Here is a 22,854-nt window from a genome sequence, read left to right as displayed (position 1 = left end):
TTGTTGGTTTTCCCGTTTGATCAAGTCCTGGCACAGCAACTTATGCGAGAGAAATCCAGCATGACGACTCGAAGAGGTTTTCTCGAAACGATCTGTGGTTCACTCAGTGGCCTGGGATTATCACATCTGTTGATGCGGGATGGTCTTCTGGCGAATGCCTCAGCAGCCTCCAAGACCTCAGGTTCGACATGGGTTCCCGGCATCGGGCAGACTCATTTCCCTGCCAAAGCCAAACGTGTGCTGCAAATCTATTGCCCCGGAGCAGCCTCCCATATCGATCTCTGGGATTACAAGCCCGAACTTTTTGCAAGATCTGGTCAGCCACTTCCTGGTGAGGAGAATCTGGTTTCCTTTCAGGGAAAAAATGGAAATCTCATGGCTCCACCATGGGAGTTTGTTCCGTGTGGTCAGACGGGTAAAAGGATCTCGTCGCTATTGCCCCACATGGCCAGCCACGTGGATGACATCGCTTTCATTCACTCCATGAAAGCCAAGACGAATACTCATGGCCCCGGCTGCGTACTCATGAATACCGGCCATGTTCAGGAAGGTTTCCCGAGTGCCGGTGCGTGGCTCAGTTATGCACTGGGAAGTGAGAATGACAACCTGCCGACATTTGTCGCGCTTCCTGATCTCCGCGGAGAACCACCCAATGGAAAGGCCAACTGGAGCAATGGATTTCTACCGGCAAAGCATCAGGCTGTGGTGATGGCGGCTCATCTTGATATTCGCAATCTGAAGAGACCAGCTTCAATGAGTGCAGATGAAGAGGCCGCCACGCGAGAGTATCTCAAACAACTCAATGAGCAACATCTGGAGAAAAACTCCTCGGAAACAGTACTCGCTGCGCGAATTGCGGCGTATGAACTGGCCGCACGCATGCAGATTTCGGCTCCCGAAGTCTCCGATCTGGCGTCAGAGTCTATGCAGACACATGAGGCGTATGGCACGACCAGTGAGAACAAACTCCTGGCTGCCTACGCCAAGAACTGTCTGCTCTCCCGCCGCCTTCTCGAGCGCGGCGTCAGGTTTGTCAATCTTTACTGTGCATCCCGTGCCAGTGGTGTGGATGGACTGCTTAACTGGGATGCTCACAAGACACTCAAGGCAGATTACGAACGCCACGCTCCCGTTTTTGATCAACCCACAGCGGCTTTACTGACAGATTTGAAGCAGCGAGGGCTGCTCGAAGACACACTCGTCCTCTGGACCACCGAATTTGGCCGCATGCCGACGCATCAGGCCAATACGACTGGCCGCGATCACAACCCGGATGCCTTTACGGTCTGGATGATGGGGGCTGGTGTGAAAGGTGGAACGGTGTACGGTGCGACCGACGATTTCGGCCGCCGCTCCGTGACGAACCCGACCAATGTCTGGGAGTTCTATGCCACAGTTCTGCACTTAATGGGTTTCGATTACCAGCGGCTGAGCTGGTACCACAATGGTTTCGACCGCAAGATCACCGATGTCCATGGTCGAATCATTCGGGAGGTGATGTCGTGATCGTTAGGGAACTGGCGAAGAGCTTGCGTGTAATCTGTCTCAATCGAAAGTGCTCTGCTGTGCCATCGACAGCCATTCGGGAATCTTGCGATTCAACTGGCTGTTGGGAATAACCTGTGCAAACCCGGCCTCACGTGCGGCATTGAGCAGATCGACGGCGACATGTGAGCCAAAAGCGACCGCCGAAATGGAGCGCATCTGGCACCAGGCGGCAATCTCGCTCAGAGGTAGCGGCATCATGGCGAGATCAACAATACAAATGCCAAAACGCACGGTTTCGCCGGGGTTTGCCGTTGTACTATTTAGGCCGGAACTTCCACTAACTGGAGCATTTCCGGCAAATAGATCGGTAGGGAATCGCGAAACCTGCTTGACCACCAATCCCGCCTGACGGGCTGCCGCATGAATCCCCGATGCCAGCATCAGATCCTTGCAGATCAGAAGAATGCCTGGCGATTTTTCTGCAGGAGTTTGCGGGGAATCGGCAGGCATGGTCTGACCAATGAGTTCCAGAGAGAAACCAGCAATCGTTCAATTGAAGAACTGGTTGTTTAGAGCGGTGTACGGTGAAAATGGACATGCTTCCACGCACCATTCAGCTTCTGCCAGACGCGTGTTTCCATCGCTCCGACTGTGATCGGGCTCCCAGCACCGTCGAGCTTCTGCACCAGTCGCGTGTAACAGACGACAGCACTCTCTCCCATCACGCGGACATGAGGCGAAGCCATCGTCGATTGCTTTGCCGGTTTGGTTGGTGAGCCAGGAAGCTGGAAGTAGAAGTGATGGAATGGCAAACCTTCGACGAGATGCCCCAGGGCTTCAGGCTCGAAACAGGTAATCGAAGGGTCGCAAAGTTTGGCGTAAGCTTCCCAGTCACCGCGATCGATGGTGGCGAGAAGTTGCTGACTTAAGGCCAGAATTTCGGCAGATGCTGAATCAGTGGTCATGCAATGTCATTTCAAGAAAAGATTTTGTTGGCAAACAGTTTTCAGTTGGACTTGTTCAGACCAGAAACCTCGCGAAGTGCGACACCAGCGATGTCAACTCCAGGCGATGGTCACCAGAAGACAGAGTTGATTCGTGATGTCTGAGTGATCCGCACTCCTCAGGAGTCGTCGATATTGTCGAAAGTCCAATCGATTTCGCTACCCTAAGCCCTGCAAAAATCGGGAGAGATCATTGTCTTCCTCCTGTGCCAAAGGATCCGACTGGGCTGGAGCCTGCTCGCTATCGATCCCAGCGACTGGTAAGGGGGGATCTTCCACTGCTTCCAGCTTGAGACGTGAGAGATTTCCTTCGGAATCGGTCGTTGGTGAGACCGTCTCAATGGCAGGTGGTTCATCAATCGAGGGAACCACAAGGGATGCCGCAGGACTCACTGCAGGGGCAGGTTGTGATTGGTCAACAGGGGATTCTTGCGCAGCGAGATCATCAGTGGTGGTGATTGGCGAAGCTTCGAGTGTTACGCTCGATGCCTGGTCTGGGGCCACCGGAACTGCAGTCACTGGAACTGGGGCCACCCTATCAGCGGCCACTTCATGAGCGACGACCGGGTTTTGAATCGGATCTGGCTGAACGGATACCGCTTGGACTGGAATGGCCTGTGTCGTCGATTCGCCAGAGGCCTCTTTGCGGCCGCCCAGAATCGTCGAGCTCAACGAATTCAATGCACCTGCCAGCAGGCTTCCCAGAGGAGGAATTCTTGGGGTCGTGTTGGCACTATTCAACTTCAGTTGAAACTGAGCAGGGCCAATCGTGATTTCGTCACCAGCAGAGAGTTCCACCCGCTCATGAGGGGCAATCAGTACACCATTCACAATGGTGCCGTTGGAACTCCCTAAATCTTCGATATAAACGCGGTCATTCTCAATCAGAACCCGGCAATGGCGACGACTGATCTGCGAGGAAGCGATGCGCAACTCGCACTCAGGTGCCCGGCCTATGCTCGTTTCTGGGCGCAGGCGGATCTGCTGGATATTGGCAGTTCGGTGAAGTAACTGTAGCGATGCCTGCATGACAACCCGAATACACCCGCGGTGAAACTGGCATCCGTGCCGACTCAACAACTGCTCAAGTATACTGATGAATCACTACAGAGCGAAAGTGTCTACCTATTGGATCAATTCAACTGCGAATTCCCGGGATCTGCAGACAATAAGTTTTGTGGATCATAAGCCATGGGATGTGTGAATTGCATCTCGCCCCAAACGGCACAGCCTCGCCAGGTCGATCGACCAGAGCGAGGCTGTGCTGTAATCTTTGGTTCGAATTTTCAGCAGCCGTTGCAGCTGAAAATCCGCGAGTCAATCCATCTCAATCAGGCAGCGGCCGGCTCATCGAGTGGTCGCAAACGATGTTCGCCGCGGACAACTTCGGGAGTCAACACATACTTTTTGCCAGCTTCCATGTCAGGCAACTCGTACATGACCTCGAACATGGATTCTTCGACAACAGAACGAAGGCCGCGGGCCCCGGTATCTTTGGCTTTGGCGATACGAGCAATCTCCAGTAAAGCCTCTGAGGTCACTTCCAACTCGGCATTTTCCATCTGGAAGAACTTCTGATATTGCTTCACGAGAGAGTTTTTGGGCTCAGAAAGAATTCTGACCAGATCCTGCTCATCCAGTGGTGACAACGCACTCACGACGGGGAGTCGACCCACGAGTTCCGGGATCATGCCGAACTCGATGACGTCATCGGTGCAGGCCTGAGCCAGCAACTTCCCAGAGCGGGTCTTTTGATCATCCACGCTGCTGCCACCAAAACCAATGGTCTTTTTACCCAGACGCTTGGCGATGATATCTTCCAGGCCCACGAACGTTCCGCCGCAAATGAACAGAATGTTCGAAGTATCGATCTGGATGTACTGCTGCTCAGGGTGCTTGCGGCCGCCTTGCGGTGGAACGTTGGCCACTGTTCCTTCCAGCATCTTTAACAGGGCCTGCTGCACACCTTCGCCAGAGACATCGCGAGTGATGGAAACGTTCTGACTCGTCTTGCCGATCTTGTCGATTTCGTCGATGAAAACAATACCCCGCTGAGCTGCTTCGATGTCAAAATCGGCGGCGTGCAGGAGTTTCAACAGCAGGTTTTCAACGTCTTCGCCAACATATCCTGCTTCGGTCAAAGTGGTCGCGTCACCAATCGCGAATGGGACTTGCAACAGGCGGGCCAGGGTTTTGGCAAGCAGGGTTTTTCCTGAACCTGTCGGACCAATGAGCAGGATGTTCGACTTCTCAATTTCAACATCGTTGTCAGCGTCAGCGGCGGCAGTCAGGCGCTTGTAGTGATTGTAGACAGCCACTGACAGCAGTCGTTTCGTACGATCCTGCCCGATGACATATTCATCGAGATGAGTCGTGATTTCCCGAGGTGTCGGGATGCGGTTGAAGAGCTTGGTAGGCCCTCCACGCCGCTTCTTCTCCTGGTCGAGAATCGATTGGCAAAGTTCAATGCATTGCCCGCAGATATAGACCTCGTCCGGTCCTTCAACCAGGGGGCCGACTTCGCGGTAACTATTGCGGCAGAAGGAACAATTGGCGTTCTTTTTGCCAGTGGCACCACGTTTACCTGCGGACATGAAATCGCGACCTGAGGGCATCCGTTTTCCTTCAACTCTGCCGGTGTTTATCCGTTGTTCGATAAGCCATGCCGCAACGGGGCGATCCTTGCGCCGTCGAACAGATTGATATTGCAGAGTTCCACCATGAACTCCAATGCCAAATGAGCCGTGAGACTCAAATGGCTGTTTCCTCCTTGAGAAATATTCTGGCGGTCACTGTCCGGAAAGAGCAGTCGCTCGCCAAAGTCTCTCACCAACCCGTCATCTTGTCTTTAGTTGCCGATGTCCTGTTTCGAGCCATCAATTGAATACAAGACCAGAGCAATGCACTTGACTGTACGCAATCAATACTGGACTCGATCAATGATCTCTGAGCTGAGGTGACATCTTTTCGGCTAGGTATTCTGTTGCTCTGCCGCAGGTGGCTGATCAACAGAATCATCGGCTGCCTGGCCTCGTGAATCATCTGCAGAATGAGCCGGTGGCTTTTGAAATGGGCCGCCGATCGATTCTGCAACTGATACGCCGAGCTTCCGCTTCAACAATCGGTATTCATCCTCGGATAACTCACCCTCGCGGGTCATTTCGTGAAGTTGTAAAAGCAATTGCCGTTCAGCGTCCGCAGGATCGTCATCGTCGCGAAACCATGCCTTGAGCCGAAAAATCCCCCAAATCAGCACGAACACTATGAATGTTATCCCCAGCAATTCCCAGAACCCGGGAAGCCTGTTTGTAAAATCAGCCCACGTTTTGGGAATTGCTGCCAGCATCGATCACATCATCCCGTGCATTTCTTAAGTCTCCCAGGTTACGAATCTGATTATCCTCTTTGGCTTTGTGAGCGGCAAGCGGGCGATATTTGTTTTATTAGCAGGTTCCATGCCACACCCTTGGAAAGAGTGGCCACATCGTAGCCCGCAAGGCAATCGGCAAGAACTGCCGATTTCCCGTGAGAAAGTGGGCTCAAGCTTCGATTTGAGCTCTGATTGGTGCAAACTGTGATTTGTCAGTTTTACAACGAGGATTTGCACTCAGAGGTGCGGCGGAAGTCTCGTATTCAAATTCCGTAACTCGTCGCTCTCCAGCGCTGTCCTGCGATTTGTTCACCAATGGTCTGATGCCACATGAGATCTGCTTGACGAGTGCCTGACGATCAGTGATTGCGGCGGATGAGTTGACGAAAGCTGGCGAAGTCGAGTGTGTTCGCGACATCGGCTTTCGTCAGCCCTGCCCTGCGGGCCTGATGCACACCGTACTCGAGTACTTGAAATCCATGGATGTGGTGAGAATCCGAATTGATGACCATCGGAATTCTCAACTCCTTGGCGCGGGCTGACTGAATGTCATTCAGATCGAGCCGGGCCGGATTGGCGTTGATCTCCAGCATGACGCCGTAATCTTGTGCAGCCTTCAAGAATGTATGGTAATTGATCTCTGCCGGTGCCCGTGATCCGATCAGCCGTCCTGAAGGATGGCCAATACAATCGACATGAGGGTTCTGAATCGCTGCGAGCAGTCGCTTTTCGATCATTTCTGCCGGTTGCCTTAAGCCATAATGCAAGACCGCAATCACCCAGTCGGCTTCCGCCAGAACATCATCTGGCAGATCGAGAGTGGCATCTTCAAGGATGTCACATTCGATACCACAAAGAACCTCGATTCCTCTGGTTTTCTGGCGGATCGAATCAATCTTTCGCCAATGTTCCCGTAAGCGGACAGAATCAAGCCCATTGGCCATCGCCACCCGCTTGGAGTGATCGGTGATCGCGATGTACTTAAGGCCTGCCGCCCGGGCACCTTCGATCATTTCCTCGATCGAGCCTGCACCGTCGGTCGCTGTGGTATGCATGTGCAGGTCTCCCTGCAGATCGCCTGGCTGAATCAGATCGATCGGGCCGTGTAAGTGAAATTCACCCCGGTTTTCACGCATTTCAGGGGGAATCCACGGAAGTTCAAGAGTCTTGTAGATGCTTTCTTCGTCGGTCCCAGCGACCATCTCTTCACCACGGAAGAGGCCGTATTCGTTCAGCTTCAGGCCTTTCTCCTGTGCCAGTCGCCGCATGACAACGTTATGTTCTTTGGAACCGGTAAAGTATTGCCAGGCTGCTCCAAATGACTCCGGTGGGACAACACGCAAGTCGAGGTCGATGCCACTTTTCAAACGAACATGCTGTTTCGTTTCGCCCCTGGCAACCACCTGGGAAACGAGGGGATGTTGGGACAACTCGTCCATGGCTGCCGTTGAATCGGCCGCGATGGCTAATAAGTCGAGGTCACCGCAGGTTTCTCTCCATCGTCTGGCACTTCCGGCGATTTCGACGCGTTCGACCCCAGCGACATTTCGCAATGATTCAGCGATCTGTTCAGCAGCTTCTCTCGCGACGGAAATCAAGACACGCCGACCCGCTTCTGCGGCCAGCGAGATGCCCTCTAGTATCGATTGTTCCGTCTTTTTGCCAAAGCCTTTTAATTCGGCAACTCGACCGGCAGTGGCTGCCGCCTGCAGATCTTCGAGGGTGTTCACCTGAAGCTCTTTCCAGAGAGTGGCTACTTTCTTGGGGCCCAGCCCTGGAATTTTGAGCATCTGCACAACACCTGGAGGAACCTGCAACCTGACATCTTCAAGTTGGCCAAGTTGCCCAGTGGTTGCGAGACTGGAAATCTTCTGTGCGAGATCTTTTCCAATCCCTTCCAGTTCGAGAAGTGCATCGGGAGACTGCTCCAGCAGTAGCGTGACTTCATCCGGCAGACTATCAATCGTACGCGCTGCATTCCGGTAAGCCCGCACTCGGAAAGCATTCTCTCCCAGAAGCTCAAGCAGGTCGGCAAGTTCCGTAAGTGCAGCAGCAATTTGCGAATTACTCAAGTTTTTCGTCCTGAAAAAGTCGAACGCATGAAGTTGTCAGTTGAAACCACACACAACTGGGAGATTAAAAACCCGGTGGTTTAACCGACAAAGTTCACTGAGAATTGAGTGAATTGCCAATGGCTGGTCAAGTTCGAGAGCGAAAAGCTGCTCTCAGTACCAGTCACGTCTCCCAGTGCCCACGGAGAATGGTAGATGTCGAAGCATGTTTCAGCTTCGCGGCATGGATCACCCGCGAGGGCGAGCTGATTCCTCACATGCGCTCCATGGAACCTTTTGCAATTCCTGAAAGGCAGCGAGGTCATCAGCGTTGAATATCTGACTCAGAGGATTCGCCAGATTGGCAGAACCACTTAACTGAAGTCGCTTGTTACGGCATCAGCTTCCTTGGGATTAACTCACGCAACGGGTTGGTCCTGCAATTCCCACATCGACACTTTGCCATGGTGGGCTGCATAGAGCCGTTGCGAGGCCTCATCGACAATCATCCCATGCAGGTGCTGATGGGCTTTCGCCTGGACATCAATCTTGTTAGTGGCCAGGTCGTAGATCGTAATAAAGCCATTGTTGTCGCCACCGGCTGTGATCAACTGGCTGTCGTCATTCGAGAAATGGAGCTGCTCGACCAATCCTTTCATGGCGGTATCAGATAATTGCACCAGGGATTTGGCCTGCTGCCAGTCAAAAATCTCAACTCGTGCCGGGCCATCCAGATGGTCAACATTGCCAATCGCTCCAATCCCTCCGACGGCGATGGAACTGCCGCTGTGGGAGAACGCGAGGCTGCGAATTCCACCAATGGAGTGTCGCCGCGCTTTGGGATCCCAGGTGTACATTCCGGGGGATTCCAATTCACCCAGCTTTCGACCCGTCTGAGTCTCCCAGATGGCGATGTGGCCAACTTTGTCTCCTGTCGCGAGCTGTTCTCCACTGGCAGAAAACGCGACGGCATAGAGCATCGAAGGGTAATGGTGTGGCGTTACAGGTTGATGATCATCCAGGACAAACATCAACTCGCCGCTGATGGCATTCCAGAGCTTGCAATGCATGTCATCGGCGACGGTGGCAATCGTTGTACCGTCCGGGCTGACAGCAATTCGTCGTATCCATTTGTCGTGAGCGACGATCTCACGCAAAACGGTTCGCTCAAGGGGATCCCACCAGATCATCTTGCGGTCGTAACCGACAGAAACAATCCCACCCTTTGTCGAGCCGACACCGGTGACATAACTCGAATGGCCCGATTCAAAAGGGCGCGATGTTGGCTTCTCTGATTTAGCCTTCTCGGAGGTGGAATTCTGAGAGGAGAAGTCGAACTCGACCAGTTGTCCAGCCGAATTGCCGACCACCATGATCCTCTGGTTATCCGCCAGAGAGACCACACTCCGTGTGATCGCCAGATTGATCTCTGGTGTACTGATGTCAGACAGCGGTTTGAGTTGAGTGATGCGGCCCATGATGATCTCGATGGTCTGAGTGCAGGCTAAAGGAGAATATCCCGAATGGGCTTGCCACCAAAATCAGTGATTGGTACCGGCCTGGCACCGACATGGTATTCTTTGCGATAATCAATGCCGATTGCCTGAAAAATCGTGGCAAACAGATCGGCAGCGTTGACCTCTCCATCGATCACTTTCAGCCCGTCAGCGTCGGTCTTTCCGTAGACTGAACCACCACGGATACCCGTCCCATGGAGCGAAGCACTCCAGGCACTCGCAAAGTGATCTCGACCCAGGCTCGAGTTGATCTGTGGAGTACGACCGAATTCGCCAAACGTGGCAATCAGGGTATGTTCCAGGAGGCCTCGTTCCTCCAGATCGTCGATTAATGTCGCCAGCACATGGTCCAGTTCGGTGACCAGTTCAAGGTGAGTTTCGAAATTCTGACCATGACTGTCCCACCAGGCTCGTGCCACTTTCACGAAAGGAACACCAGCTTCGACCAGCCGCCGGGCAATCAGGCATTGTTCGCCAAACTGTGTCGGGCCATATCGAGCCCGGACATCCATGGGCTCCAGTTCAATGTTAAACAGATTGGCACTGGACATGATCCCGCGAACCCGCTGATAAGCACTGTTATGGCTATCGACAGAAAGATCGGGCCGCCCTTCCCGGAATCGATTGGCGAGAAAAGATCTCAAGTCACTTCGGGCCGAGTGGTCCAGTTCGGAAAGACTTTCGAGTCGCGAGGTGTTCTCGGGAATCATCTGCTCTGTCAGGAACATGGGAGCATATCTGCCACCGAGAAAGCCCGAGCCGCCCTGCCTTCGTCCTTCAGTCGACGAATACATCGAGACATAATCCGGCACCTGGCTGTCGGCGCGCCCCAATTCATGGGCGATCATGGCTCCCAGATCAGGACATGGTATCCCCTGATCGACAGCGCGGCCGGTTTCCATAATTTTGGCCGCACCGCCATGGTCGGCATTCTTGGTATTCAGCGAGCGAATAATCGCTGAATGGTGCATCCGCTGCGACATTTTGGGGAGCAGTTCGGAAATGCTCACACCGGTGACATTCGTCTGAATGGCGGCAAATGGGCCACCCGTCGCACGGCCAGGCTTGGGATCCCAGGTTTCCAACTGACTGGCACCACCAGCCAGCCAGATCAGAATGACATGCTTCTGCTGCCTTTTCAGCTCGGAGGCCAAAGCCGGGCTCTGCAGGATATCGAGTTGATGCATGCTCGCTGCGAAGGCAGTCCCTGCCAGCGAAGCCTTCAGGAATCCTCTGCGGCTGGTGCCGTCCCGCAATTGGCTGGCAGTTTCAATTCCCCGCAGCCCGTTATGGGGAGGAATACGTGTGGGCCATTGACCCTGCGAGAAGAGTGACATGATCTTCCGTCCTCTCCGGCAAACAGAGGAATCACAGCTTTCCATGGCTTTTTTGATGTGTTGATGAACCAGATCCACTGGACTCAACCGCCACCACTTTGGTGAGAAGCTGTGAGCCAGTTCGACCTGATGTCATCCATTAGTGCCATCTTCGCTGGAAATGAAATTCCGATTGTTTGCCGTCTGTTCGTCGTGGTGTCGATTCAATAGTTAAAGCGGAATTCGGGGCTGGTGATCATGGCCCAGAGCATTTGCTGAAATGCCTCTGGGAGACGTTCATTTCGCTCCAGCAGGTAATTACGAAACATCGAAACTTCGTCTTCTTCGGCTCTTCTTGTAAAAACGATTTCAAAGGTGGTCTGGATCAATGAATCCATGCTCCTTGCATGCAAATCCTCTTGAGTCTGCTGTGTTTTCCACTGATTGGATAGAAAACTGACAAGCCGCTCATCCGAGGATTTCAGGTAATTGTTCTGGATCTGGGCCGCATTATTAAACAGCAGGGCCTCTGTCACGCTGATCTGGAAGTTTTCGCCTGGATATTCGAGCAATCTGGCTGTGCCAGAAGCCTTCTTTTCCAGTTCTGTACGAAACGACTTCCATATGTTGGGATCGACTCCCGACTGTTGGAAATCGGTGGCAGGAATCTTTTCCGGGTTCATGGTGGCGACAATTAAAGAGACCGTCAGTTGTTGAGGAGTCAGCGGCTTAATGGCAGCCACAGCAAATTGATCTGCGGGAGGGGCTGGCGTGTCGTACACCCATTGAGACGATCTGGCATACGCATCACTCAGGACGATTCCTCGAATGAGCCGACTCAAATCGAAACCATGGTCGATGAAATCTCTTTCGAGCCAGTCGAGCAGGACGGGATGATTTGAAGGATTCCCGGAATGCATCTGATCAACGGGATGAACCAATCCCCGCCCCATGAGTCGAGCCCATGTGCGATTAATAATTGAACGAGCCATGAAGGTTCGATTGGCAGGATCTAATGCCAGCTTGACGAACTCTTTGCGTGGGCTGAATTCGAGCTCATCCGGTGGAGCCAAGCCTTCCTTCTCACGCTGATTTCGAACCATTTCCGCGTCGGCTTTTTTCTGTTCATCAGTTCGCTTGTCTTCCGGCGCCGTGACTGTCGCGCCCGTGAGGAACATCAGCCTGGCTGATTTTTCCACTCCCGAGGTCGTCTTGAAATTCAACTCAGTGGGTGGTTTCTCGGCCAGACGACCAGAGCGTGTCTGATAGGTTTGTGCCAGAAAGGCCTGCAGGCCAAAGTAATGATCCTGTTTCCAGTCTTCGACCAGAGGGTGGTCATGGCATTTCGCGCAGTTGATGCTGACACCCAGCAGTAGCGAACTTGTATCGTTCGTTAAATCATCCAGGTCGTTTAAGCGTGACTTGAGAAAATGGGCCGCCCCGCGCTGATCATCGAGATTCTGATCCGGTGCCAGCAGTTCACGAAAGGTCTCATCCCAAGGCTGGTTCTCTTCGCAAGCTTTGAGGAGATAATCTTTCCATTCCTGAGGGCTGTTTCCACCCGCAGAAAGCATGGCGTCCAGTTCATTGCGAAGGTGAATCGCGTAGTCGGCGGCTGACATCAGTCGATCAACGAGTCGTAACTGCCGTTCAGAAGCCGAATCCTGCTCATAGGCAAGGATTTCTGCCGAAGTCGGGATTCGTCCCGCGAGATCCAGAGTCGTGCGGCGCAGCAGAGAACGATCATCTGTTCGGCGAGCCGGCACAATGCCAGCACGATCATGAGATTCTTGAAGCAGGCGATCAATGGCGGTGGAAATGCTCAATTCCGGAGATGGAATTTCTGCCGCTTGAACAACACAACTCCAGACCAGTATTGGGGCCATTGCAGCCGCAATCACAAAAACTCTGGTTGGGTTCATGGTGGGCCTCAACAGATCTTGAGGAAGTTCGGGCGGAATATTCTGGCAGAGCTGGCAGAGATTCCGTCGCATTAACACTTGCTTATATGATCGGCAAGCAAGATCCTGATGATCGATCACAACTTGTCAGCGAAAGGATTCCTCAAAACTTTTTCTCAGGGCATTAAGCTCGCGGAATAATGAATTTTAGGTTGGTGGAATCGCACTGGGGCTCTGAATTCGATTTCTGAAGGTCGATTCATTCACTTTTTGCAAAAACCTTCGTTCCTGACCTTAGCTTGCAGACTTTGTCGAAGATGCCGGTTATGACGATTTAATGAAAAATCACTCCATCGCAAAGATCATTCTGGATGAGTGTCGTAAGTCTTACTGTGAATCCTAAGGAAACCACTATGCTTTCTCGGAGATCGATGCTGGGAGTCACTGCCCTGGGTGTTGCAGGAACTGGTGTGTCGGTCATTGGGGGTCTGGCAGGTGGTGTTCACGGCAGTTCAGGGACTGCCCTGGCGAACAACACACCTCATGAGCCGGCAAGCAGCCTATCGAATACAGAAAGTGTGATCCAAAATCTCAAAGAGCAGGAAAAACTTCCCCCCATCCAGCGATTTGGCCGGATGATGCACACTTACCTCGATGGTCAGATCCGCGAAAAAATGCAGGATCGCCAATCGAAACTCTCTCAAATCAATACCCGCGAAGCGGCTCTTTCTTACATTCAGGATGTCAGTCAGAAGATCAGAACAGCCTTTGGCAGTTTTCCAGAACGCACTCCACTGAATGCTCAGATCACTGGAACTCTCATTAGAGATACGTATCGCGTTGACAAACTGTTGTACGAAAGTCAGCCCGGTTTTTTTGTGACGGCGAATCTTTACGTGCCGACGGCCACAAAAGGCCCCTTCCCGGCTGTCGTGGGGGAATGTGGCCATGCCGTGAATGGCAAGGCCTATCCTTCGTACCAGTCGTTTGCCCAGGGTTTGGCCAGGCAAGGTTACATTGTGTTGATCTTTGACCCGGTGAGTCAGGGTGAAAGAATCCAGTATCCAGCGGACGACGCAGCGAAGTCCCGGATTGGGATCGGCGTGCTGGAGCACCTTCATGAAGGGAATCAGCAGTTCCTGATCAATGAGTTTCTGGGGACGACCCGTGCCTGGGATGCAATTCGTGCGTTGGACTATCTTCAGTCACGCGAGGATGTGATTCCTCATCAGATCGGGATTACGGGAAGTTCCGGCGGTGGCACTTTGACGATGTGGCTGTGTGGTCTCGATTCTCGGTGGGGTATGGCGGCCCCCAGTTGTGCGGTGACTTCTTTCTATCGAAACTTTCAGAATGAACTCCCGACAGATACGGAGCAGTGTCCGCCTGAAGCTTTGCAGTTCGGTCTGGATCATGCCGACTTTGTGGCGGTCATGGCTCCGAAGCCGGTTGTCATTCTTGCCCAGGAAGAAGACTTCTTTGATGTGCGTGGGACCATTCAGGCCTATGAAGAGCTACGCAAAATCTGGCGTTTGCTGGGTCATGAAGAGAACTTGAAACTCTCAATTGCACCGGGTGGACATGACTATTCTCGTGTGAGCCGGGAAGCGATGTATGCTCATTTTCATCAGGCGACCGGTCAAACAAAAGCCAGCACCGAACCTCAGATCGTGCTGGAAAAAGATGCCGATCTGTTCGTGACCACGCAAGGCCAGGTGGCGGAACTTAAAGGAGCGACGGTCTTCAGTATGACCGCTCAGAAAGCTCGATTGAAAGCACAGGCTCGCCCTCGAAAGTTCGGCGAGGATTGGAAAAAGCATCTTCGGGCATGCCTCCAGCTTCCTGAAACATTCTCAGTACCCGACTACCGCATTCTTCGAAGTGTCTCGGGGCGTAAGTATCCACGCCCCGGTGTGACCCACTATGCACTTCAGACGGAGCCTGGAATTGAAACGATTGTCTATCGCCTCGCCCAACAGCGGCTGGAATCAAGGCCGCCAGTTCTGAAGGAAGGTTGTGCACTTTATGTGTCGAGTCTCTCTGCCGACAGCGAACTTCGTGAAGAAGCATGGTTGCGCCGGCGGATAGAATCAAATCCCGATCAACCCTTCTTCGCCTGTGATTTGCGTGGTGTCGGTGATTCCCGCCCCGATACCTGTGGTGGCACACAAACCTACCTTCAGCCTTACGGCAACGACTACTTTTATGCGATTCACTCCCTCATGCTGGGCCGCCCGATCCCCAGCCAGCGAGTATTCGATCTACTGTCGACAGTCGCGTGGCTCAAGTCTTTAGGGCATTCATCGATTGACTTGATCGCCTTTGAGCGTGGTACCATCCCGGCACTCCTCGCCGCCTGCCTGTCCGAAGAGATTGCCAGTGTGCAGTTCGTGGGATTGCCCGAGAGTTATCTTGCGATGGCGAACACAGAGGATTATCAGTGGCCGCTATCTTCCATGATTCCCGATGTCCTCTCGAAGTTTGATTTGCCGGATGCTGTGGAACTGATCAAGTCTCGCGGCATTCGCTGGATCGATGTGTCTTGAAAATTGCGAAAAGATCAATTCCATGCATGGTGGGGCGATATCGCCAGACAGAATCCTCAGTGACGTTGAGAGACTTGAAGGAGGCACCCTGCCCATGATTCAACGACATTTTTTGTTGTGCTTGCAGTCTTTTGCGACCAAGGTGCTGATCGCCGCATGTATCAGCCAGTTTGCTTTCATTCTGGCGTGTACAGCGAGCAAGGCTGATGATCAGCCTGTGCCTGTTGCGACAGGCGAGGTGGAGTCTCTGCAATGGAGCTTCGAAGATAAGCTGGCTGCCGTCTCGAACACGACGAAAATCCCGTTAGAACCCCTTTCGTCGTCAGTCACCGGCACTTTCCCCATGAATGACGATACCCCAGGTGAATTCATTTACGACCCACTCACGAAGAAATCGCGTCACAACCGCCACAGTGTGAGTTTCTCAGAATCGCATGAAAGCAGCCGGCCACTGGTCTATGAACTTCCCCGTTCCATCTGGGAGAAAGCTTCCCGTGGGTTCACACTTGAGTGTTTTATCCACCCGGCAGACGAAGCCGGGAATAATGCCTTGATCTGCGGGTTTCCTGGGGAAGAAAAATCCAGTTCCCAATTGGCTCTCGAATGGAACTGGAACCCGAATCACCATGTCACATTCCATGGTTTCGGCTATCGCATGCCTGATGGGCGTCAGGAAAGATTTCCTGTCGGACATTACCTTTCGAGTTCTCGGCTCCAACGGGAGAAAAATCCCTGGCGACATCTGGCTTTAGTCTATGACCGGCAGGCGTCGATGTTGACGTGCTGGATCGATTATCACCTTTCGAAATCAATCGAAGTGAAAGGATTACCAATTCCAAGTCTCGGCAACTTTTATATCGGGGGGAGTCAAGATCGATGGGGTGTCCATGGGAAAATCGATGAGGTACGCCTCGTCACCAAAGCTCTCGATCCCAGCCATTTCCAGAGAGCCCGAAAAGATGCCATCGAAGCGGTGGACTTCGTCTCAACACAGAACATCGTTCCCGCAGATTCGGGATGTTATGATGTGAAACGCCACTTTGGTGCTGCAGGTGATGGCAGAACGGACGACACTGCGGCGATCAATGCGGCATTTGCACATCTGGCCGACAAAGTTCCCCTCGCTCGAAACACCTTGGTATTCCCCGAAGGTGTGTATCTCGTGAGTGATATGCTCTATTGCTCCCGGTTTATCGACATCAAAGGTGCGGGGCCTGATAAAACAATCCTTCGACTTAAGGATCAGGTTTTTATCAATCAGGATTCGCCCAAACCGGTCCTGAGAATGAGTTCTACCAGTGGTGCTCCAGGTTCTCATCCGTGGGTGAATGGCAGCAGTATCGCGCTCTATCTCGAAGGAATGACGATTGATACAGGCAAAGGGAATCCCGGAGCCAAGGGTTTGGAATACCATTCCAACAATCTGGGCCGGCTCGAACACATCGTCATTCGCTCGGGGGATGGAAGTGGTTTGGTCGGTCTCGATTTGACACACCATGATGTGGGGCCGGCACTCGCTAAACATGTTTCTATATCTGGTTTCGATGTTGGTGTGGCAATCAATTACCAGGAGTACAGCCATACTTTTGAGCATCTCACTCTGAAAAATCAGCGAGTGGTGGGTTTTCGCAATCGCGGCAATATCGTCGCAATTCGCGGTCTCAAAAGTGAAAACCAGGTTCCCGCGATAGAAACGGTGGGTGCCAACTCGATGGTCACGCTGCTCGACTCGGAACTGATGGGAGGGAGCAATTCGGCCAATGCCATTGAATCAGCCGGTGCTCTCTATGCCTGTCGCGTCAGAACGTCGGGTTATCGCCATGCGGTTCACCAGCAAGGTCTCAGTAAACCACCTGTTGAATATGCGGAACAAATTGTCGAAGGGCCGTGGATCGAAGAGTTGACGGGTCAGAAAGTGGTTCAAGGCTTCGGTCATCCTGCAGGGAGCCTGCGACTGAAGATTGAGGAGACGCCTGATCCAGAGCTGCCACCTACCAAAGAGTGGGTCAATCTGTTGAGGTATGCCCATCGAGTCGTTGATGACAACTGGTCTTTGGCCTTACAGGCGGCTGTCGATGATGGTGCCAGAGTGGTTTATCTACCTGCCAATGAGCGATTTCAGTGGAAAACTCCCGTAAAGCTCCATGCACCGCTGGAGCGAATCGTAGGTTTTGGCCATGAGATTGGTTGGCATCCCAATGTTTGGAGTCGATCGGGCGACTACGAGCAGACCAATGCACAGGCCGCTCCTCCACCTCTCCTGATCTACGATGAACAGCAGGCGGGGCACACCCTGGTTTTTGATCGGCTGGAATGTCAACACCTCCAGCATGCCTCACCAGCGACTCTCGTTTTACGAAGCAGTTCACCAAGGCGTTACAGCACTGCGACTGGGGGGAGTGGTGGGAAACTGTTTGCAGAAGATGTGGGCGGGGCAGATTGGCATTTCGATCATCCGCAGTCGGTCTGGGTACGTCAGTGGAACCCGGAAAGTCACGCTGCAGGGCCATGTATCCACAGCCGTGGTGCTACGATCTGGTCACTCGGTTTCAAGACCGAGTACGAAAGCCAGAAGTTGCTGGCGGAAGCGGGGGCAAAAACTGAAATTCTGGGGGCGTTCATTTATCCCATAGGAAAGATTCCTGAAGAACGACCTGTTTTTGAGAATCGGGACTCGCAACTTTCCTTGATCTATGGCCTGAGTGTCTACCAATCGAACCACGCTGTACAGATCATTGACCAGCAGGGGAGCGAGCAACGGCATGTAAAAAATGAGGCTTTGCTGTGGGTGGGTAGCCGAGGTCGCATGGATCTCTACACTTCCTCTGGTCAGGTTCTTCCTAAATGAAGCTCGATTCTCTCAAGTCGCAGCAGACTGAAGTTGAGAATGAGAGAGGTTCTTTGGAGTTTCATAAGGAAATCTGTGGAGACCTGGGTTAAGCCCAAAAGCGATGATTCATCGCCACTTTCAACGCCTCTCAAGAGAAAGTCTGCGGAGTGACGACGGATTCGGTTGGGATTGTCGGGGCGGGAATGGCCGGATTGGCATGTGCTCTCCAGTTAACTTCGAAGGGCATTCCGTGTGCAATCTTCGAGGCCAGCGATGCACCGGGAGGACGCATCCGCACAGATTTCCATGAGGGATTTCGCCTGGATCGTGGTTTTCAAGTGTTGCAGACAGCCTATCCAGAAGCTCGGGCAGTGTTGGATTATCCTGCACTTAAGCTTCGTTCGTTTAATCCCGGTGCTCTGGTTTATTCTCAAGGTGACTGGAAACTGATGGCCGACCCGTGGCGAAAGCCATCGACAGCGTGGGCCAGTTTGAATTCCGGCTTCGCAAACTTGGCTGACTTCTGGAAGCTGTACCGACTTCGCCATCGGTTATTGTCGACGAGTATCGAGCAGATCTGGGATGAACCCGAGTTACCCACCATCGACTACCTGCAGAAGAACATTGGCTTTTCCAGATCACTGATCGAAGCTTTTTTTCGTCCGTGGTACTCCGGCATTTTTCTGGAGGCCGACCTGCAGACAACCAGTCGATTTTTCAACTTTGTTTTCAAGATGCTGGCTGAGGGTGAGGCTGCAATCCCAGCTCTGGGAATGCAACAGATTCCCGAGCAATTAGCCAGTAAGCTTCCGCAAGGGACGATCCACTATCTTTCGCCGGTCGAGAAGATTGATGGCCAGACTCTGGTTTTTGCCAACGGGAGAAAAGAATCCTTTCCCACAATTGTTCTCGCCACAGATGGCCTTTCTGCCACCAGGCTGAGCGAAGGACTCATCCCGGCAACAAAAACCTGTTCGACGGCCTGCCTGTACTTCAGTTGTGAGACACCTCATGTCAATCATCGATGGTTAATGCTTAATGGAGACGGGCATGGGCCCATCAACAATCTGTGCTTCCAAGCCGGTGTCTCTTCAGATTACGCACCAGCAGGCAAAACTCTGATATCGGCATCTGTGATCGGGGCGGCTGCCCAGGGCGATCCAGAGAAATTGCAGTCTGATGTACGCCAGCAGATTGAATCCTGGTTCTGTGTGAAATCCCAATCGCATCCGCAGGCGATTCCATGGTCGGGATCTCCATTTCCGCGACTGGAACATTTGCGAACCTATCGGATTGAGCAGGCCCTGCCAGCGCAGCCTGTGGGGAAACTCTCGGGATCGCGACTGAAGCATGATTTTCGGCCAGCGATGCTCAGACCTGGACTCTACAGTGCGGGTGATTATCTGGAGACAGCTTCGATTCAAGGGGCGTTGGCAAGTGGTCGCCGGGTGGCGGAAGCGATTGCCAATCATTGATTGACGAGGATGTGGCCCTGTGACGAGGTGCCCTATGGAGTTTCGTTCTCGAATGCGTTAACTCTTTAATCAAGGTTTTAATCTGCAGGATTTTGGCTTCATTGATGGGCAAGTGTGATTTATGAGTCGGCATCAAGTTTTCGCCAGCGCCTGGCATCGTTTTCGGTTGGTCTGTTCTTGCAGCCTGATGGTGCTGTGCGGATCGAACATCTCTATTCAAGCTGAGGACCCTGTTGAGAAGAAATGGTCGCAGGCTGTCGAGCGCATGCCCGTCAATGGCCGGGAGCTTGCGGCAAGTACCGATACAAAGTTTCCGGCTGAGAATGCTCCCTGGATCTGGGGCCCATCGTACGACACACCTTATGTCCTCAAGAAGTCGTGGGTTGTTCCCGAAGGTCTCGTGGCTGCGCAGCTCGTTGCGACGTGCGATAACGAGATGGAGTTATTCCTGAATGGGAAGTCGATAGGATCCAGCAACGAGTGGCAGACTCCCATTACCATTGCTCTCACTGGGAAGCTTGCCAAGGGAGAGAATGTTTTGACGGCGAAAGTCCGCAATGAAGGTGGGATCGCTGCGTTCTGCTGCCGCCTGAGTATGAAAGATGCCCAGGGCAAAGTCTCGACCATCGAGAGTGACGAGAGCTGGCAGGCATTTTCCAGCGACGATCTTCAGAAGCAACTTCCCATCAAGCTGGTGGCCAAGCCGGGAGAAGGCCCTTGGGGCCAGGTGATGGCTAATGCAAACGAAGTTAGTCCGGCAGCCAAGAATTTTTCAGTCCCCAGTGGCTTTGAAGTCGAACGACTGTTTGTTGTGCCCCGGGATGAACTGGGTTCATGGGTGGCGATTACTTCGGATCCCAAAGGCCGGCTGATTGCCAGTGATCAAGGTGGCAAAGGACTCGTACGAATTACACCAGCCCCACTCGATGGCACTGGTGAAACCATCGTGGAAAAAATTCCAGTCGCACTTTCGGGCGCACAAGGGCTCCTCTGGGCATTTGATGCTCTCTACGTGGTGTGCAATGGTGGGCCAGGGAGCGGGCTCTATCGAGCCACCGACAGCAATGGAGACGACGTTCTCGACAAAGTTGAAAAACTTCGCGATCTGCAAGGGGGGGGTGAGCATGGCCCGCATAGCATTGTGCTTTCGCCAGATGGTCAGAAACTCTTTGTGATTTGTGGCAATCACACGAAAGTTCCGTTCAACATCAAAGACCTCTCCCCGCCGCAGACAATGGGTGGAATTCGTGCTGAGCAGAGACGTGTTGAACTGGCGGCCGATGGCGCCAGTCGACTGCCTGCTAACTGGGATGAAGATCAGATCATCACTCGTATGTGGGATGCCAATGGGCATGCTGCCGGGATTCTGGCTCCGGGTGGATATGTCGTTTCTACAGACAAAGACGGCAAAAGCTGGGAAGTCTGGAGTGCGGGTTATCGCAATCCCTACGACATGGCTTTCAACACTGATGGTGAATTGTTTGTCTACGATGCCGACATGGAGTGGGATTTTGGCACTCCGTGGTATCGGCCTACCCGCGTCAACCATGCCACCAGCGGCAGTGAACTGGGTTGGCGAAGTGGCAGTGCGAAATGGCCTGCGATTTTTCCAGACAGCCTGCCCGCACTGTATGACATTGGTCCGGGTTCACCAGTCGGTGTGACGTTTGGATATGGCACTCGTTTCCCTGCCAAGTATCAGCAGGCGCTGTACCTGTGTGATTGGACGTTCGGGACGATGTACGCGATTCATCTCACTCCGGAAGGTTCCAGTTACCGTGCTACGCGTGAAGAGTTCGTCTCTCGCACACCTCTCCCGCTGACAGATGTCACGATTGGTCACGATGGAGCAATGTACTTCACCGTGGGTGGACGTGGTGGGCAAGGTGAACTTTACCGTGTGCGTTATACGGGGAGTGAGTCAACACAGCCCGTGATTGCGAAATCTGATAAGGAGGCCCCGCTTCGCTCTTTGAGGCGTGAACTCGAAAGTTTCCATTCGTCTGCGGCCAATCCGGATCAGGCAATTCCAAAGGCTCTGGCAAATCTGGGGCATGACGACCGGTACATTCGATATGCAGCCCGGGTGGCACTTGAGCATCAACCAGTTGCTCAATGGAAAGACAAGGCGCTGGCCTCCAAATCACCACTCGCGCTGATCGAAGGGGCCATCGCGTTGGCCCATCAGGCAGATCCTTCCGATCAGCCGGCCATCCTTAAAACTCTCGATTCGATTGATCTTGAGAAGCTTTCAGCGACCCAGAAGGTTTGGCTCCTCAGAGCTTACGAATTGGCGATGATTCGACTGGGTGAGCCCTCAGCCGAGTTCAAGAAGAGTTTTGCGGCCCGATGGAATCCCCAATTCCCCAGTGGAGAGTTCAATCTCGACCGGCAGCTCTCCTCGATGCTGGTTGCCGTCAGAGCCCCGGGAATTGTTTCCCGGCTGGTAAGTCTCCTTTCGGAGCAATCCAGTTCGAAGGGACGTCCTACGAATCTGGCACCGGACGAATCTGCTCTCAAAGAGTTGATCACTCGTAATGCTGGCTACGGGAGTGCCGTGCGGGCATCTCTCGAACGGGGTGGTGACCTTTTGCAGATTCATTACGCCTATGCCTTGCGAACCATTCATGACCGGGATGCCTGGACAATTGAAGATCGAAAGGGGTATCACGGCTGGTTCCAGCGGGCTCGTGAGTGGGCCGGTGGCAACAGTTTCCGCAAGTTTCTGGTCAATATGGAGAACGAGAGCCTCACAGGGCTTTCGGAGAACGAGAAACTGGCACTGGAAGTTCTCGGTGCTCGTAAGCCTTACACGCCACCCCCGCTGCCAAAGCCCATGGGCCCAGGGAAAGCCTGGACACAGGATGAGGTGATGGCCATGGTGACAAGTGGCCGACTCGATCGCGGGCGAAACTTCGAAAAAGGTAAACGCGCTTTTGCGGCGGCACGCTGTATTGTCTGTCATCGCTTTGGCGAGGACGGTGGTGCAACCGGGCCCGATATGACACAGGTCGCCGGCCGATTCCAGCTCAAGGACCTTGTCGAAGCGATTGTCGAACCCAGCAAGGTTGTTTCGGATCAATACAAAGCCAGCGTGGTGGAGACCGCCGACGGTCGCTCGCTGGTGGGACGAATCGTGCATGAATCGCCGACGTCGATTCTGCTGGTGACAGACCCCGAAGATGCCACCAAGTTTGTCGAACTCCAACGGAAGGAAATTGAGTCGATTTCCGCAGCGCAGGAATCACTGATGCCCAAAGGGTTGTTGAATACACTCAATGAGGAGGAGTTGCTGGATCTCCTGGCCTATTCGATTTCTCGAAACAATCCGCGAGATCGCAGGTTTTCGAAATGAT

At 53.1% G+C, this 22,854-nt stretch carries 15 protein-coding genes; 6 read left to right on the top strand and 9 right to left on the bottom strand.

Annotation, left to right across the window (positions count from 1 at the left end):
* Window positions 1-60: 60 nt before the first annotated feature.
* A complete protein-coding gene (locus A6X21_RS08290) occupies window positions 61-1,506 on the top strand; it encodes a DUF1501 domain-containing protein (protein ID WP_083233504.1) in 1,446 nt (481 codons plus the stop codon).
* Window positions 1,507-1,545: 39 nt separating this feature from the next.
* Here the strand turns inward: A6X21_RS08290 and A6X21_RS08285 are convergent, their stop codons facing one another.
* From A6X21_RS08285 to clpX, 4 genes are all read right to left on the bottom strand, one after another.
* Window positions 1,546-1,998 (bottom strand): hypothetical protein, encoded by a 453-nt coding sequence (locus A6X21_RS08285; RefSeq protein WP_068847121.1) that lies wholly within the window; start codon window positions 1,996-1,998, stop codon window positions 1,546-1,548.
* A 59-nt stretch (window positions 1,999-2,057) separates the two neighbouring features.
* Complete coding sequence (locus A6X21_RS08280; protein WP_068847120.1) at window positions 2,058-2,453, bottom strand: DUF4440 domain-containing protein; 396 nt, start codon at window positions 2,451-2,453, stop codon at window positions 2,058-2,060.
* Window positions 2,454-2,651: 198 nt separating this feature from the next.
* Window positions 2,652-3,521 (bottom strand): FHA domain-containing protein, encoded by an 870-nt coding sequence (locus A6X21_RS08275; protein ID WP_068847119.1) that lies wholly within the window; start codon window positions 3,519-3,521, stop codon window positions 2,652-2,654.
* A gap of 302 nt (window positions 3,522-3,823) precedes the next feature.
* Window positions 3,824-5,107: an ATP-dependent Clp protease ATP-binding subunit ClpX gene (gene clpX / locus A6X21_RS08270; RefSeq protein WP_068847118.1), complete on the bottom strand. Its 1,284-nt coding sequence runs from the start codon at window positions 5,105-5,107 to the stop codon at window positions 3,824-3,826.
* A 140-nt stretch (window positions 5,108-5,247) separates the two neighbouring features.
* Here clpX and A6X21_RS25330 point away from each other — a divergent pair, with 140 nt between their 5' ends.
* On the top strand, window positions 5,248-5,376 hold the full coding sequence (locus A6X21_RS25330) for a hypothetical protein (RefSeq protein ID WP_261340641.1): 129 nt from the start codon (window positions 5,248-5,250) through the stop codon (window positions 5,374-5,376).
* 87 nt (window positions 5,377-5,463) lie between these two features.
* Here the strand turns inward: A6X21_RS25330 and A6X21_RS08260 are convergent, their stop codons facing one another.
* The 5 genes from A6X21_RS08260 to A6X21_RS08235 all read right to left on the bottom strand — a co-directional run bounded on the left by A6X21_RS08260 (window position 5,464) and on the right by A6X21_RS08235 (window position 12,668).
* Window positions 5,464-5,838 (bottom strand): hypothetical protein, encoded by a 375-nt coding sequence (locus A6X21_RS08260; protein WP_068847116.1) that lies wholly within the window; start codon window positions 5,836-5,838, stop codon window positions 5,464-5,466.
* 383 nt (window positions 5,839-6,221) lie between these two features.
* Window positions 6,222-7,934 (bottom strand): DNA polymerase/3'-5' exonuclease PolX, encoded by a 1,713-nt coding sequence (polX, locus tag A6X21_RS08255; RefSeq protein ID WP_068847115.1) that lies wholly within the window; start codon window positions 7,932-7,934, stop codon window positions 6,222-6,224.
* 398 nt (window positions 7,935-8,332) lie between these two features.
* A complete protein-coding gene (locus A6X21_RS08245) occupies window positions 8,333-9,391 on the bottom strand; it encodes a WD40 repeat domain-containing protein (RefSeq protein ID WP_068847113.1) in 1,059 nt (352 codons plus the stop codon).
* A gap of 26 nt (window positions 9,392-9,417) precedes the next feature.
* Window positions 9,418-10,767, bottom strand: a complete 1,350-nt coding sequence (locus A6X21_RS08240; protein ID WP_205847418.1) for a DUF1501 domain-containing protein — start codon at window positions 10,765-10,767, stop codon at window positions 9,418-9,420.
* 203 nt (window positions 10,768-10,970) lie between these two features.
* Window positions 10,971-12,668, bottom strand: coding sequence for a DUF1549 domain-containing protein (locus A6X21_RS08235; RefSeq protein WP_165603727.1), 1,698 nt, complete (start codon window positions 12,666-12,668; stop codon window positions 10,971-10,973).
* A gap of 392 nt (window positions 12,669-13,060) precedes the next feature.
* Here A6X21_RS08235 and A6X21_RS08230 point away from each other — a divergent pair, with 392 nt between their 5' ends.
* From A6X21_RS08230 to A6X21_RS08215, 4 genes are all read left to right on the top strand, one after another.
* Entirely contained in the window at window positions 13,061-15,193 is a 2,133-nt protein-coding gene (locus A6X21_RS08230; RefSeq protein ID WP_068847111.1) for an alpha/beta hydrolase family protein, read from the top strand.
* Between the two features lie 94 nt (window positions 15,194-15,287).
* Window positions 15,288-18,041 (top strand): glycosyl hydrolase family 28-related protein, encoded by a 2,754-nt coding sequence (locus A6X21_RS08225; RefSeq protein WP_068847110.1) that lies wholly within the window; start codon window positions 15,288-15,290, stop codon window positions 18,039-18,041.
* A 149-nt stretch (window positions 18,042-18,190) separates the two neighbouring features.
* The gene (locus tag A6X21_RS08220; protein ID WP_083233466.1) at window positions 18,191-19,498 is read left to right on the top strand and encodes an NAD(P)/FAD-dependent oxidoreductase; all 1,308 of its coding nucleotides are present in this window, start codon (window positions 18,191-18,193) and stop codon (window positions 19,496-19,498) included.
* Window positions 19,499-19,619: 121 nt separating this feature from the next.
* Entirely contained in the window at window positions 19,620-22,853 is a 3,234-nt protein-coding gene (locus tag A6X21_RS08215; protein WP_068847109.1) for a c-type cytochrome, read from the top strand.
* Window position 22,854 lies beyond the last annotated feature (1 nt).

It is taken from the genome of Planctopirus hydrillae, assembly GCF_001707835.1.
Taxonomy (GTDB): Bacteria; Planctomycetota; Planctomycetia; order Planctomycetales; family Planctomycetaceae; genus Planctopirus; species Planctopirus hydrillae.
This window is presented reverse-complemented; position numbering and strand designations above follow the sequence as displayed.

Bases quoted from the DNA above. Each gene is read 5' to 3' on its own strand.
- A6X21_RS08215 (WP_068847109.1), top strand. From the start codon at position 19,620: ATGAGTCGGCATCAAGTTTTCGCCAGCGCCTGGCATCGTTTTCGGTTG.
- A6X21_RS08235 (WP_165603727.1), bottom strand. From the start codon at position 12,668: ATGAACCCAACCAGAGTTTTTGTGATTGCGGCTGCAATGGCCCCAATA.
- A6X21_RS08260 (WP_068847116.1), bottom strand. From the start codon at position 5,838: ATGCTGGCAGCAATTCCCAAAACGTGGGCTGATTTTACAAACAGGCTT.
- A6X21_RS08245 (WP_068847113.1), bottom strand. From the start codon at position 9,391: ATGGGCCGCATCACTCAACTCAAACCGCTGTCTGACATCAGTACACCA.
- A6X21_RS08280 (WP_068847120.1), bottom strand. From the start codon at position 2,453: ATGACCACTGATTCAGCATCTGCCGAAATTCTGGCCTTAAGTCAGCAA.
- A6X21_RS08275 (WP_068847119.1), bottom strand. From the start codon at position 3,521: ATGCAGGCATCGCTACAGTTACTTCACCGAACTGCCAATATCCAGCAG.
- A6X21_RS08285 (WP_068847121.1), bottom strand. From the start codon at position 1,998: ATGCCTGCCGATTCCCCGCAAACTCCTGCAGAAAAATCGCCAGGCATT.
- A6X21_RS08230 (WP_068847111.1), top strand. From the start codon at position 13,061: ATGCTTTCTCGGAGATCGATGCTGGGAGTCACTGCCCTGGGTGTTGCA.
- A6X21_RS08290 (WP_083233504.1), top strand. From the start codon at position 61: ATGACGACTCGAAGAGGTTTTCTCGAAACGATCTGTGGTTCACTCAGT.
- A6X21_RS08225 (WP_068847110.1), top strand. From the start codon at position 15,288: ATGATTCAACGACATTTTTTGTTGTGCTTGCAGTCTTTTGCGACCAAG.
- clpX (WP_068847118.1), bottom strand. From the start codon at position 5,107: ATGCCCTCAGGTCGCGATTTCATGTCCGCAGGTAAACGTGGTGCCACT.
- A6X21_RS25330 (WP_261340641.1), top strand. From the start codon at position 5,248: ATGGCTGTTTCCTCCTTGAGAAATATTCTGGCGGTCACTGTCCGGAAA.
- A6X21_RS08240 (WP_205847418.1), bottom strand. From the start codon at position 10,767: ATGTCACTCTTCTCGCAGGGTCAATGGCCCACACGTATTCCTCCCCAT.